This is a genomic window from Tropicimonas sp. IMCC34011, assembly GCF_003390865.1.
GTDB lineage: Bacteria > Pseudomonadota > Alphaproteobacteria > Rhodobacterales > Rhodobacteraceae > Tropicimonas_B.
On sequence record NZ_QMEJ01000005.1, the window covers coordinates 470,659 to 484,839 of the forward strand.

General features: G+C 66.0%; 11 protein-coding genes. 8 read left to right on the top strand and 3 right to left on the bottom strand.

Translation table 11 applies throughout. The features are described from left to right. Together DQG15_RS16605 and DQG15_RS16610 are read right to left on the bottom strand one after the other, a co-directional pair. Positions 1-1,260, bottom strand: a complete 1,260-nt coding sequence (locus DQG15_RS16605) for a DNA polymerase IV (RefSeq protein ID WP_116087196.1) — start codon at positions 1,258-1,260, stop codon at positions 1-3. A 73-nt stretch (positions 1,261-1,333) separates the two neighbouring features. Then, positions 1,334-1,726, bottom strand: a complete 393-nt coding sequence (locus DQG15_RS16610; protein ID WP_116087198.1) for a hypothetical protein — start codon at positions 1,724-1,726, stop codon at positions 1,334-1,336. Positions 1,727-1,931: 205 nt separating this feature from the next. On the opposite strand from DQG15_RS16610, the gene DQG15_RS16615 reads away from it, so the two are divergent. Beyond that, a complete protein-coding gene (locus DQG15_RS16615) occupies positions 1,932-2,552 on the top strand; it encodes a hypothetical protein (RefSeq protein ID WP_116087200.1) in 621 nt (206 codons plus the stop codon). 190 nt (positions 2,553-2,742) lie between these two features. Continuing rightward, on the top strand, positions 2,743-5,358 hold the full coding sequence (gene clpB / locus DQG15_RS16620; RefSeq protein ID WP_116087202.1) for an ATP-dependent chaperone ClpB: 2,616 nt from the start codon (positions 2,743-2,745) through the stop codon (positions 5,356-5,358). A gap of 132 nt (positions 5,359-5,490) precedes the next feature. Here clpB and DQG15_RS16625 read toward each other — a convergent pair whose 3' ends face one another. Then, positions 5,491-6,831, bottom strand: a complete 1,341-nt coding sequence (locus DQG15_RS16625) for a PLP-dependent aminotransferase family protein (protein ID WP_116087204.1) — start codon at positions 6,829-6,831, stop codon at positions 5,491-5,493. Positions 6,832-6,945: 114 nt separating this feature from the next. Here DQG15_RS16625 and DQG15_RS16630 point away from each other — a divergent pair, with 114 nt between their 5' ends. The 6 genes from DQG15_RS16630 (at position 6,946) to DQG15_RS16655 (ending at position 14,013) form a co-directional block, all read left to right on the top strand. Next, complete coding sequence (locus DQG15_RS16630; protein ID WP_116087206.1) at positions 6,946-8,262, top strand: hydroxymethylglutaryl-CoA reductase, degradative; 1,317 nt, start codon at positions 6,946-6,948, stop codon at positions 8,260-8,262. Between the two features lie 23 nt (positions 8,263-8,285). Continuing rightward, entirely contained in the window at positions 8,286-9,320 is a 1,035-nt protein-coding gene (gene dctP, locus DQG15_RS16635) for a TRAP transporter substrate-binding protein DctP (RefSeq protein WP_116087208.1), read from the top strand. 69 nt (positions 9,321-9,389) lie between these two features. Then, entirely contained in the window at positions 9,390-9,881 is a 492-nt protein-coding gene (locus DQG15_RS16640) for a TRAP transporter small permease subunit (protein WP_116087211.1), read from the top strand. Beyond that, positions 9,881-11,203, top strand: coding sequence for a TRAP transporter large permease subunit (locus DQG15_RS16645; protein WP_116087214.1), 1,323 nt, complete (start codon positions 9,881-9,883; stop codon positions 11,201-11,203). Before DQG15_RS16640 ends, DQG15_RS16645 begins: the two co-directional genes overlap by 1 nt. Next, entirely contained in the window at positions 11,193-12,062 is an 870-nt protein-coding gene (locus tag DQG15_RS16650) for a hydroxymethylglutaryl-CoA lyase (protein ID WP_370454192.1), read from the top strand. The genes DQG15_RS16645 and DQG15_RS16650 overlap by 11 nt, the downstream gene beginning before the upstream one ends. 424 nt (positions 12,063-12,486) lie before the next feature. Next, positions 12,487-14,013, top strand: a complete 1,527-nt coding sequence (locus DQG15_RS16655) for an FMN-binding glutamate synthase family protein (protein WP_116087218.1) — start codon at positions 12,487-12,489, stop codon at positions 14,011-14,013. Positions 14,014-14,181 lie beyond the last annotated feature (168 nt).

Here is a 14,181-nt window from a genome sequence, read left to right on the forward strand (position 1 = left end):
TCAGCGCAGGGCACGGCCCTTGAGGATCGCGCCTTCCCCGAACCGACCGCGAATCGCATCGGTGGCGCGCTCCGCCCGGGCGCGGGCGGCGGCATCCGGGTCGAGCAGGTCGCCGAACTCCGTGCCGCCCTTTTCCTCGGACAGATCCGAGATGCCGACGCCGATCAGGCGGAACGGGCCGGGGTCGTCGGTCTGGTCCAGAAGGCCGCGCGCAGCGCGGTAGAGCCGGTCCGCGATCTGGGTGGGATGGTCGAGGGAGACCCGGCGGGTGACGAGCTTGTGGCTCGCCCGCTTGAGCTTGAGGGTCACCACGCGCCCGGCGAGCCCCTTGGCCTTGGCGCGGTCGCACACCTTCTCCGACAGGCGCCAGAGATGCCCGTCGAGAAGGTCGCGGTCAGCCGTGTCCTCGCCGAACGTGGTCTCGTTGGAGATCGACTTGGCCTGGCGGTCCTGCGTCACCCGCCGGGCATCGACGCCGCGGCAGAGGTGATAGAGGCGCTCGCCGGACGAGCCGAACCGGTGGCTCAGGTCCTTGCGATCCCAGCGCTGAAGATCCGCGAACGTCCTGATGCCGGCCTTCTCGAGGCTCGACTGCGCCGCCTGACCGACGCCCCAGATCCGGGAGACCGGCATCGGCGCCAGCATGTCGAGGGTCTCGGCCTTCCCGATGACCGAGAAGCCGCGGGGCTTGTCCAGTTCGCTTGCCAGTTTGGCAAGGAACTTGTTGTGCGACAGCCCGATGGAGCCGGAGAGACCGAGCTCGTCTTCCATCCGCTTCAGGAGGCGCGCGAGGAGAAGGGCGGGCGGTGCACCATGCAGGCGCTCGGTTCCGGTCAGGTCGAGGAACGCCTCGTCGAGGGACAGGGGTTCGATCGCCGGGGTCATGTCGTCCATCATCGCGCGGATCGCGCGGGACGCTTCGACATAAGCCGCCCCTCGGGGCTTCACGATGACGGCGTCCGGGCAGAGCTTCAGCGCCTTGAACATCGGCATTGCCGACCTGACGCCGTAGATCCGGGCGATGTAGCAGCACGTCGAGACGACGCCGCGCCTGCCGCCGCCGACGATGACGGGCTTGTCGCGCAAGGAGGGATCGTCCCGCTTCTCGACCGATGCATAGAAAGCGTCGCAGTCCATGTGCGCTATGCCGAGCGTGAAGAGCTCCGGATGCGACAAAAGACGCCGGCCCCGACAGACGGGGCAGCGTAGGCCCGGTGCGTCGGGCCAGTGGGACAGGCAATCTCTGCAGAGGGCGGGCATGGCCAGTCCAATCTAGGCGATCGGGCCGGACGATGCGAGCGGCCGCGCGTGGATGCCGCGCGGCCCAAGTGCGTCAGGCGGCCAGCGGCGCCTGCGTCTCGACGTGAACCCGCGTATGTGCGCGTTGGTCGAGCGCTGCCATCAGCGCGGCTTCGCGCGCGATGTCGTCCCGGAGGCTCTCGCTCCGGGCAGGAACGTTCACACGGCGGTGGACGACCTGAGGGCGGGCATCGGCGGTATCGCGGACGATGAGACGGACCATTGCCTCGACGCGGCCGAAGTCGCGATCACGGCGGGCATGGACGATATGAGTGGACAGGACGGTCATGGCGTTGCTCCCCATGGTACCGGCGTTTTTCAGGGCCGGAGTAGATGTTGCGGCAGCGGAAGAGGCCTCGGCCTCGGCGATGTGCGACTTGCGCTCCCCCAGGAGCACGCCGGTGCGCGGTCTGTTATTGAGGGTCATCACTGTCCTGCTCGCTTCTCTTTATTGGTGGCCGGGACGTCTGTCGGTCGCCGTGCCATGTTCTGTGGATAACTACTCCGACGACTCCCGAAAGTTCCGCGCGCCCCCGTTTTTCCGTTCTGCAGGGCCTTGCGCGATGATGCGGAACCCCGCACGAACGGGTTACGTTTGCCGCGCATAGCCACGAGAGTTTCCGGAGATTGACATGAGCACCACGATTACTGCCCGCCGCGACCGCAAGGCCATGACCCTCATGATCCCTCTGGCGGTCCTCTCCGTGGGCGTCGTGGTCATCCTCGCCATTCTCCTGGCGTGGTCCGGCAGGGAGGTCGACGGCGCGGCCGCTCCCGGAGAGGCGCCGAACAACGAGGTTGCCGTGGAGCCGACCGGGGCCGGAACGGCGCCGGAAGGCGTGGTCGATGAGGCCGGGGCAGGGCTCTCCGATGAAACGGGCTCCGACATGATCGAAGGCGCCGCCGGTGCCGCCTCGAGCGCCGAAGGCGAGGAGATGATGAACGAGACGGGGGCGGACGTCGAGGACGGCGCCGCCACTGAAGAGGGGGCAGCTGATGAGGGCGCTGCGCTCGAGCCCGCGTCCGAGCAGGAGCAGGGCGACGTTGCCCCGGCCGGCGAGGAGCAACCCGCGACCGTGACCCAGCCCACCGCGACGGTTGGCACGACCGAAACGCCCGAGGGTGAAGAGGGCGCCGAGGAAAGCTCCGGCATGGATCTCGAAGAGGTCGATGATCCCGACACGGACACCGAGTTCACACCGACGCCCTCCGGCCCCGAAGGCCGCGACGGCGAGACGATCCTCCAGCAGTAAAGGCCTCCGGGCCGGCCTTGCGAAAAGCGTCCGCTCCGGCGGGCGCTTTTTTTGTTCGAAGCGCCCGTGGAGGGGGTTGCATATGAGCAACAGTGCTTCCATCTGATGATCAAGGCCCGGTGCCGGAGGCTCGCCGCAAGACGGGAGCATTCACCAGCCGGGTGCTTGAATACAAAGGAGAATACGACCGATGGACATGGAGAAGTTCACGGAGAGGTCGCGCGGCTTTCTGCAGGCGGCTCAGACCATCGCGATGCGAGAGGATCACCAGCGCATGGTGCCCGAGCATCTTCTGAAGGCCCTGATGGACGACGATCAGGGGCTTGCGAGCAACCTGATCCGCAAGGCCGGAGGCGCGCCCGAGCGCGTGGTCGAAGCCGTCGACGCGGCGATTGCGAAGCTGCCCAAGGTAAGCGGCGATTCCGGCCAGATCTACATCGATACCTCGACGGCGAAGGTCCTCGACGAGGCCCAGAAGATCGCGAAGAAGGCGGGCGACAGCTTCGTCCCCGTCGAGCGCATCCTGACGGCGCTGGCCGTCGTGCGCTCTGGTGCGAAGACGGCGCTGGAGGCGGGAGCCGTCACGGCGCAGAACCTCAACGGCGCGATCAATGACGTCCGCAAGGGCCGGACGGCGGACAGCGCCAGTGCGGAAGAGGGCTACGACGCCCTCAAGAAGTACGCGCGCGATCTCACCGAGGCGGCCGAGCAGGGCAAGATCGACCCGATCATCGGCCGGGACGAGGAAATCCGGCGCTCGATGCAGGTCCTGTCCCGCCGGACGAAGAACAACCCCGTCCTCATCGGTGAGCCCGGCGTCGGCAAGACGGCCATTGCCGAAGGTCTCGCGCTGCGGATCGTGAACGGCGATGTGCCCGAGAGCTTGCGCAACAAGCGTCTCATGGCACTCGACATGGGCGCGCTGATCGCAGGCGCGAAGTATCGCGGCGAGTTCGAGGAGCGTCTCAAGGCGATCCTGTCCGAAGTCACCGCCGCTGCGGGCGAGATCGTGCTCTTCATCGATGAGATGCACACCCTTGTCGGCGCCGGTAAGGCGGACGGCGCTATGGATGCGTCCAACCTCCTGAAGCCCGCCCTTGCGCGGGGTGAGCTGCACTGCGTCGGCGCCACCACGCTCGACGAGTACCGCAAGCACGTCGAGAAGGACGCGGCCCTCGCGCGGCGGTTCCAGCCGGTCATGATCGAGGAGCCGACGGTGGAGGATACCGTCTCCATCCTGCGGGGCATCAAGGAGAAGTACGAGCTGCACCACGGCGTGCGGATCTCGGATAGCGCGCTTGTCTCCGCGGCGCAGTTGTCCCACCGCTACATCACGGACCGCTTCCTGCCCGACAAGGCCATCGACCTGATGGACGAGGCGGCGTCGCGCCTTCGGATGGAAGTGGACAGCAAGCCCGAGGAGCTGGACGCGCTCGACCGGGAGATCCTGCAGAAGCAGATCGAGGCGGAGGCGCTCCGCGCCGAGGACGATCAGGCCTCGAAGGACCGTCTTGAGAAGCTCGAGCGCGAACTCGGCGATCTGCAACAGCGCTCCGCCGAGATGACGGCGAAGTGGCAGTCCGAGCGCGACCGGCTCGAAGGCTCTCGCGAGCTGAAGGAACAGCTCGACCGGGCCCGCGCGGATCTCGACATCGCCAAGCGGGAGGGCAACCTCGCCCGCGCCGGCGAGTTGAGCTACGGCATCATCCCGCAGCTCGAGAAACAGCTCGCTGAGGCCGAAGGCGCCGATGGCGACATGATGGTGGAGGAAGCCGTCCGTCCCGAGCAGATTGCCCAGGTCGTGGAGCGCTGGACCGGGATTCCGGTCTCGAAACTCCTCGAGGGCGAGCGGGACAAGCTCCTGCGGATGGAAGATGCCATCGGGCGCCGGGTGATCGGCCAGCGTCAGGCCGTGCGCGCCGTCTCCAACGCCGTGCGCCGGGCGCGCGCGGGGCTGAACGACGAGAATCGTCCCCTCGGCTCCTTCCTCTTCCTCGGGCCGACCGGCGTCGGCAAGACGGAGTTGACGAAGTCGCTGGCGGAGTTCCTGTTCGACGACGACAGCGCGATGGTGCGGATCGACATGAGCGAGTTCATGGAGAAGCACGCCGTCTCTCGCCTGATCGGCGCGCCTCCGGGCTATGTCGGTTACGACGAGGGCGGCGTCCTGACGGAAGCCGTGCGGCGCCGGCCTTATCAGGTGGTGCTGTTCGACGAGGTGGAGAAGGCGCATCCGGATGTCTTCAACGTCCTTCTGCAGGTGCTCGATGACGGGCAGCTCACGGACGGGCAGGGACGGACGGTGGACTTCAAGCAGACGCTCATCGTGCTGACCTCGAACCTCGGCGCGCAGGCGCTCAGCCAGATGCCCGACGGCGCCGATCCGGGGCCGGCAAAGCGGGACGTCATGGATGCGGTCCGGGCGCATTTCCGGCCCGAGTTCCTGAACCGTCTGGACGAGACCATCATCTTCGACCGGCTTGGCCGGGAGGACATGACCGGGATCGTGGATATCCAGCTCGGGCTCCTGCAGAAGCGCCTCGCGCATCGGGGGATCTCGCTGGAGGTGGACGAGGCCGCGAAGCGCTGGCTGGCCGACGAGGGGTACGACCCGGTCTTCGGGGCGCGACCGCTCAAGCGGGTGATCCAGCGGGCGCTGCAGGATGAACTGGCCGAGATGATCCTCGCCGGGGACGTCTCCGACGGCGAGACGCTGACGGTCGGTGCCGGAGCGGAAGGCCTGCTCATCGGCGACCGCGTGGCCTCCTCCGGCCGCGGCAAGCCGGAAGACGCTGTGGTCCACTGAGGCTGCTCGAAGAGAGCAAGACGGGGCGCGGTTTCGGCCGCGCCCTTTTTCGTGCGGGGGGAGGGGCCGGGCCCCGTGGGGCGGAAGGCCGAGGAAAGCAGTCGGCCACGGCTGGCCTGAGCCGAAGCGAGATCAGATGACGCTGCGCAAGAAGGAATAGAATCGGCTATCGTTGATGCGGCTCCAGTTGATCCGCATTCCCGGGGCATACGGTCCTTCGCCCGTGCGAAAGAGGCGGCCGGGCGCCAGGAAGATGCCCTGCGCCGCCGCCTGCCGGGCCAGCTCCAGATCGTCCGTATCCTCCGGCAGCGTAACCCAGCCATAGAGCCCCCCATCGGGCGGCGCGAATAGCTGGAATCCCAACTCCGCAAGCCGCTCCACCCCCTCGTCCCGGTTCGCACTAAGTCGCTTGGCCATGCGGGTCCGTATTTTCTCATGCCGCCTGCTGCGGATGACATCGACGATGGCGCGCTCGGTATGGCTGGAGCTGTTTACGGCGAGGATCATCTTCAGTTCAGCGAGACTGGCGGCGATTTCCGCCTTGGCGATGACGAACCCTGACCGGAACGAGGGCGATAGCGTCTTCGAAAAGGTGCCGATCTGGATCACCCGCTCGAAGAGGTCGAGCTGCGCCAGACGCGTGCCGCCCACCCCCGGCAAATCGATGAAGGGATCGTCGTCGATCACCAGCATGTCCTTCCGGTCCGCGACCTGAAGGATCGCGTGAGCGGTGGGCAAATCGATGGAGCAGCCGGTTGGGTTCTGGGCCAACGACTGGGTAAAGAAGATCCGCGCCCGATGCTGGGTGGCCAAGTCCTGAAGCGCCTCCGGATCAGGGCCGCGCGGGGTGCGCGGGACGCCGATGACGTTCACCCCCGCAAGTCGCAACTTGGCGAAGAGAGGGTAGTAACCGGGATCGTCCGCAAGGACCGTATCGCCCTCACGGGCAAAACGGCGGATGACCAGATCGAGCGCATGGTTCGCTCCGAATGTGGTGACAATCTGCGCCGGACCGACCTCGATCCCGGAAGAAAGCTGAGCCGCCGCGATGCACTCCCGCAGGGAAAGAAGCCCATGCGGCGTACCATAGCCCCCTTCGCCCGTCGGCAGGGTCACGCCGGGAACGGAGCTCAGAAGCCAGGTTTCAGGTGGCCGCCCGTCCCCCACCAGCACCGTATAGGGTCGATCGAGCTGGGCATGGAGGAGCGAAACGATGTCACTGGCTTCCCGCAAGTTCGCGGGCTCCGCGTCCTTCGACGAGAGCTGCGCGACGAAGAAACCGGCGCCCTGCCGCGAGGTGGCGAGGCCATGCGCAACGAGCCTGTCATAGACGGTCACCATGATGTTCTTCGAGACGCCGTATTGCTGACAGGACTGCCGAAGAGACATCAGGCGCGTGCCTTCGGCGAGATCGCCAGAGGTGATCCGCTGCTTGAGCGCGTGGAAAATGCGGTCTGTCTTCGTCTGGGCCATGTCGGGAGTGTCTCTACTACACTATGGGTACAGTACAGGTTCAATTTCACTATCTGTACCAATACAAGATCCCCAACCTCGGCGATGGTGCCCGCCGGATGAGGAGAGCATGACATGGCCGATCGAGCAGGCACCCTGCCCACCGAAAACCGCGCCGGGTCCGGATCGCGCATAGAAGGCATGCGCGACATGGAGCCTGCCGAACGTCGGAGCGCCATCGCGGCCTCCGCCGGTTTGGACCAGGCCGTGGAAGCCGCCTTGTCCGGCGACGATATCCTGCCGCTCTCCACGGCGAACGGGATGATCGAGAACGTCATCGGCAAGTTCGAACTGCCGCTCGGCGTTGCCACCAACTTCACCGTCAACGGCCGCGACCACCTCGTGCCCATGGCGGTCGAGGAGCCTTCGGTGGTCGCTGCGGCGTCGTACATGGCGAAGATCGCGCGGAGCGGGGGCGGGTTCACGGCCTCCTGCACGACGCCGATCATGCGCGCGCAGGTCCAGATCGTCGGGGTGCCCGATCCGCAAGGCGCCCGCGCCCGCATTCTGGCTCGCCGGGATGAACTCATCGAGATGGCCAATTCACGCGACACGGTGCTCGTGAGCCTCGGCGGCGGCTGCAAGGATATCGAGGTTCACGTCTTTCCGCAGACCCCGATCGGGCCCATGGTCGTGCTGCACCTCCTCGTCGATGTGCGGGACGCGATGGGCGCCAACACGGTCAACAGCATGGCCGAGATGCTCGCTCCGCGCGTCGAGGAGATCGCCGGCGGCAAGGTGCGCCTTCGCATCCTGTCGAACCTCGCCGACCGCCGCCTCGTCACTGCCTCCGTACGGATTCCCGAAGAGGCACTGACGACCAAGACGATGGCGGGCGCCGACGTGGCCCGAGGCATTGTCGAGGCGTGCGCGCTTGCGATCATCGATCCCTACCGCGCCGCCACCCACAACAAGGGCATCATGAACGGGATCGATCCCGTGGTCGTCGCCACCGGCAACGACTGGCGCGCCATCGAGGCGGGCGCCCACGCCTACGCCGCGCGCGACGGGCGCTACACCTCGCTGACAGCGTGGGAAATCGACCGCGACGGTGCGCTGGTCGGCACGCTGGAAATGCCGATGGCGCTTGGAATTGTTGGCGGCGCGACCCGAACCCACCCGGCTGCGCAGGCGGCGCTCAAGCTGATGCAGGTCAGCTCGGCCGATGAACTGGCACAGATCACCGCCGCGGTCGGCCTTGCACAGAACATGGCGGCGCTTCGCGCGCTTGCGACCGAAGGCATTCAGCGTGGTCACATGACGCTTCATGCCCGCAACATCGCCATCACCGCCGGCGCGACCGGTGCAGAGATCGATCGAGTGGCCAAGGCCATCGTCGCAGCGGGGGACGTCAGCGTCGCCCGTGCAAAGGAGGCGCTGGAGGGCGCCTGAAGATGACATCAGGGAGGAACACCATGTCCAATTCGACCCGGCGCAGCATCCTGCGCCTCGGAGCTGCCGGTCTGGCCGCTCCCGCCATCGTCGCTGCCACCTCCGTCCGTGCCCAGGGCACGACGAGCTGGCGCATGCAGGCGCTCTGGGGCGGCGGCACCACGCCGATGCTCTACGAGGAAAAGTTCTGCGAGCGCGTGGCGGAGCTGACCGGGGGCACACTCGAGATCACCCCCTTCGCGGGCGGTCAGATCGTGCCATCGGCGCAAGCCTTCGATGCGGTTCGCGGCGGCGCCTTTCAGATGATGAAGACCTTCGACGGCTACACCGCCGGCAAGATCCCGGCGCATGGCTTCTCGTCCACCGTTCCCTTCGGCTTCCCCGACGCGGACCAGTACGAGGCGTGGTTCTACGAGCGGGACGGCATGGAGCTGGCCCGGGAAAGCTACGCCCCGGCCGGGCTGACCTATGTCGCCCCGACCGTCTACGGCGAGGAGCCGATCCACTCGCGGGTGCCGATCTCCAGCATCGCGGATCTGAACGGCCTGAAAGGCCGCTTCGTCGGCCTCGCCTCTGCCGTGATGGGCGACTTCGGCGTCTCCGTCTCGCCCCTACCGACGTCGGAGGTGTATTCCGCGCTCGACAAGGGCCTCATCGACATCGCCGATCGCGGCGACATCAAGGCGAACTACGAGGAAGGCCTCCACGAGGTCGCCAAGTACCTCGTCCTGCCGGGCTTCCATCAGCCCACCACAGCGACCTCCTATGTTGCCAACACGCGAGCCTATGATGCGCTCGACGACCAGCAGAGGGCGGCGCTCGCCGTCGCGGCGCGGGAAGTCTCGGGCGCCCTGAGGCAGAACATTCTTGTCGCGAACGGCGAATACCTGGCCAAGTTCCGGGAAGCCGGTGTCGAAATCATCGACCTCGACCCGCAGGACATTGCGGACAACCGCGGCAAGGCGGTCGAAAGCTGGAAAAAGAACGCGACGGACGATCTGGCAACCCGGATGATGGAGTCGCAGATCGCGCTGATGGAAGAACTGCGCCTTCTCTGACAATCCCTCGTCAGTTCCCGGCCCTGTCGCATCGCGGCAGGGCCGACCGCGATTTTGCCGGAGATCACCATGCTGCACCTCTCACGGGGCATAACCGCGCTGAACCGCGGTCTGTTCGCCGCCGCGAAATGGCTCGTCTACGCTATCGTTCTGCTGATGCTGTGGGAGGTTCTGTCGCGCTATTTCCTGGCCGCCCCCACGTCCTGGGCGCCGGAACTCGCGACATTGATCTTCGGCCCATTCTTCCTTCTCGGGGGGCCGTATCTTCTTCATGTCGGCGGGCACGTGGCCGTCGACATCCTCTCGGCACGGGCCACGGGTAGCGTTGCGAGGGTCCTGCGGCTCGTCGCGCTTCTGCTCGCCGCCGCGTTCGGCGCGATCCTGCTCTGGTTTGCCGTGCCGCTCGCCTGGCAGAGCTTCAGCTACGGCGAGACAAGCTATTCCGCGTGGAATCCGATCATCTGGCCGGCCAAGTTCTTCCTGCCGCTGGCGGCGCTGCTTCTGCTCCTGCAGGCGCTGGCCGATGCAATCCTTGTCATCGCAGACGAGGAGGCCGCGTGATGGAAAGCTCGATGATCCTCACCTTCATGTTCGTCTCGCTCGTTCTGTTCATGCTGAGCGGAGCGGGGCTGGCCTTCGTTCTCGGCGCCATCGCCTTCATCTCCACGATCCTTCTTTGGGGGCCGTCCGCCCTCATCGTGGCGGTCCTCAACACCTTCGAGACGATGACGTCGGAGAGCCTCATGGCGATCCCGCTTTACGTCCTGATGGCGTCGATCCTGCAGAAATCCTCGATCATCGATGCGCTCTATGATGCGATGGAGACCTGGTTCGCGCGGGTGAATGGCGGCCTGGCCGTGGGGACCATCGCGATCTGCACCATTCTTGCCGCGATGACCGGCGTCGTCGGTGCGGCAGTCGCGGCGATGGGCATCCTCGCTCTGCCGTCGATGCTGGCGCGGGGATACCACCCGCCGCTGGCCCTCGGCGCGATCTGTGCCGGCGGTACGCTCGGCATCCTGATACCGCCGTCCGTCGTGACCATCGTCTACGCGATCACCGCCCAGATCTCGATCGGTCAGATGTTCGCCGCGGGCATCGTGCCCGGCCTCATTCTTGCAGGCAGCTATGTCGCCTACATCCTCATCCGCACCTGGATCAATCCGGAGCTCGCGCCGAAGCCGGACGACATTCAGGATATTCCGCTGAAGGTAAAACTCTCGAAGCTGAAAAGCCTGATCCTGCCTGCCTTCGTCGTCATCGGCGTTCTGGGCTCGATCTATGCCGGCATCGCCACCCCGACCGAAGCTGCTGCCGTGGGTGTTCTGGGCGCCGCTGCCTCGGCGCTCGTCACCGGGCGCTTCAATCTCACCATGCTGTCGGACAGCGCGACTGACACCTTGCGGGTCACTGCGATGATCCTCTGGATCACCATAGGCGCGCGAGCCTTCATCTCCACCTTCGTTGCCACGGGCGGCGCGGATTCCCTTCTCGGCTACGTGGAAACGCTGGAAGCCTCCCGGTGGCTGGTGCTGGGGGCGATGGTTCTGATCCTGATCTTCCTCGGCCTCTTCCTCGACGAGATCGGGATCATCCTGCTCTGCGTTCCTGTCTTCCTGCCCATCGTGAGGTCACTCGACTTCGACCCGCTCTGGTTCGGCGTGCTGTTCATGATTACCGCGCAGATGGCCTATATCACCCCGCCCTTCGGCTACACGCTGTTCTACCTCAAGGGGGTGCTGCCCGATAATATCGGTATCGGGCAGGTCTATCGCGGCGTGATCCCGTTCTTCATGATCCAGGTCGCCGTTCTGATCCTCTTCGCGCTCGCGCCGGGTCTGGTGACATGGCTGCCAGAGGCGCTGGCCGCAAATGCGAGGTGACGTGATGGCGCCGGACGTGACGCTCTTCGAGGTCGGCCCCCGCGATGGCCTGCAAAGCCGCGGAGAGATGGTGACGACGGCGGACAAGATCGAGCTTATCGATGCGCTGTCCCGAACCGGCCTGCGCAAGATCGAGGCGACGAGTTTCGTCAGTCCCCGCTGGGTGCCGCAGATGGCCGATGCGTCGGACGTCATGGCCGGGATCTCGCGGAAGCCGGGCGTCACCTATGCGGCTCTGACACCGAACTTGAAGGGGCTGGAGCGGGCCCTGGCGGCGGGCTGCGATGAGGTCGCGATCTTTGCCGCAGCCTCCGAGGGGTTCAGCCAGGCCAACCTCAACTGCTCCATCGCGGAAAGCTTCGAACGCTTCGCCCCGGTGCTGGACCGCGCCAAAGCCTCGGGGACGCCCGTGCGTGGCTACCTCTCCACCGTGATCGCATGTCCCTATGACGGCCCGACGGCTCCGGAAGATGTCGCCCGCTGGACGCGGCGACTTCTCGAGGCGGGCTGTTACGAAGTCTCGCTCGGCGACACGATCGGCGCCGGGACCGAAGAGTCATTGAGCGCGCTTCTGGACCGCCTTCTGGGGGAGGTCGGAGCGGACAGGCTCGCCGGGCATTTCCACGACACGTCCGGCCGCGCCACGGATCTCGTGAGCCTGTCCCTCGACCGTGGCCTCCGCACCTTCGACGCCTCCATCGGCGGTCTCGGCGGCTGCCCCTACGCCCCCGGCGCCCCGGGGAATGTGGATACGCGGCGGGTCCTGCAGGTCATAGAGGCTCATGGCCTGACCCACGGCGTCGACATGCTGGCGCTCGAGAGCGCCGAGACCGTCGTTCGTGCGATCGGTGCCGTCTGAGAAGACGTGAGCAGTCCTGCGTACCGTGGGCAACTTCTCAGCTGAAGCTAAAGCATAGCGGCCACGGGGCGCGCACCGCGTCCGCCTTCTAGAGCAAGGCAAAAACGCCACCTCGGATCGGCCGTTCGACGTGGCCAGGCCGGACAAGGTCTGGCCGGGTCTCTGAGCTGCGCAGGCGAGGGCTAAGGCGCAGCACCTGCCGGACCCGCCAAGACGCCCGGCTAAACGCCTTCAATGAGATCCGGATGCCCTGCACCCCGAAGCGAAAGCTCCCGCGGAACGGAGCGCTTTGGCTTCTCGCATTCGCGCGGCAGCGGAACCTGAGGCACGCGCGCGTCTTGGAAGCGCGGGGCCATTCAGCTTGCAGGCGCGCTGGCGCATCATGAAGCTGCACCCAGACAAATGGATCGAATGGAGAGCGAGCATGCTGGAAAGTCTTGGATGGGCGGGGGTCGCGCTGCAGATCATGGCGCTGACCTTCGTCTTCGTGATCGGCGCCGCCGTCCTCGCGGCGCTCGTCCTCTATATCGTGGACCGCAGTCAATCGAGGGACGCCATCCGGCGGAACTACCCGGTCATCGGGCGCTTCCGGAAGATCTTCACCGAACTCGGCACCTTCTTCCGCCAGTACTTCTTCGCGATGGACCGGGAGGAGTTGCCGTTCAACCGCGCACAGCGGAACTGGGTCGATCGCGCCTCCAAGGGGAAGAGCAACGTCGCCCCCTTCGGCTCGACGCGGAATATCTCGCTGCCCGGCACAACGCTTTTCGCCAACGCCGCCTTCCCGCCGATCGACGACCAATACGCGTCCTCCGAGCCTCTGCTCATCGGCCCCGGGGCGCGGACGCCCTACAACGCGCCGTCCTTCTTCAACATCTCTGGCATGAGCTACGGCGCTCTTTCAGCGCCGGCCGTGCGCGCGCTTAGCCGCGGGGCGAAGACGGCCGGCATCTGGATGAACACGGGGGAGGGGGGGCTTTCGCCGTACCACCTCGAGGGCGGCTGCGACATCGTCTTCCAGATCGGAACCGCCAAGTACGGCGTGCGCACGCCCGATGGCGCCTTGTCGGACGAGAAGCTGAGGGAGATCGCTGGGCACGAGCAGGTCCGCATGTTCGAGATCAAGCTTGCGCAGGGGGCGAAGCCCGGGAAGGGCGGCATCCTTCCCGCGGAAAAGGTCGGCGAGGAGATCGCCCGCATCCGAGGCATCCCGGTCGGGGAGGCCTCCATCTCGCCAAACAGGCACCCGGAGATGAAAAGCTGGACCGACCTTCTCGACATGATCGACCATGTTCGGGAGGTGACCGGCAAGCCGGTTGGCATCAAGACGGTTATCGGGTCCGTCGAGGTCTTCCGCGAGCTCTTTGAAACTATTGAGGAGCGCGGTGCAGCCTCGGCGCCCGACTTCATCACCATAGACGGCGGGGAAGGGGGCACAGGTGCTTCGCCGCAGCCCTTGATGGACCTCGTCGGCATGCCGATCCGGGAAGCGCTGCCCAACGCCGTGGACCTGCGGGACGAGTTCGGCCTGCACGACCGGATCCGCATCGTCTCGAGCGGCAAGATGGTGAACCCGTCCGATATTGCATGGGCCATCGCGACGGGGGCGGACTTCGTGACCTGCGCGCGAGGGTTCATGTTCTCGCTCGGCTGCATCCAGGCAATGCGTTGTCACAAGAATACCTGTCCGACGGGGGTCACGACGCACGACCCGCATCTGCAGAAGGGACTGGTGGTGCGTGAGAAGAAGGACCGCGTCGCAAACTATGCCGCGCAGATCGTGAAGGAGGTGGAGACCATCGCCCATTCCGTCGGGGTGTCCGAGCCGCGGCAGCTGCGCCGGCGACACATGCGGATCGTCCTGCCGGATGGGCAGACGAGGCCGATGAGCGAGCTCTATCCGTCCGTGATGCCCGAGCCGAAGCCGGAGACGTCGCCGGATGCGGCCTGACTCGACCGCTTTCCCCAAGGTCCCCCTGCGTCCGGGCACTTGAGTCGCGCTGATTCCGTGCTGTGGACGCTGGGTAAGGGAGTGTTTCGGGGGTCTTGGGTCTGGGGAGGTTGGTCTCAAGTCATTGATATTGGGTGGTTTCCTGTCTTTTTTTGGAAAAAGCGACGT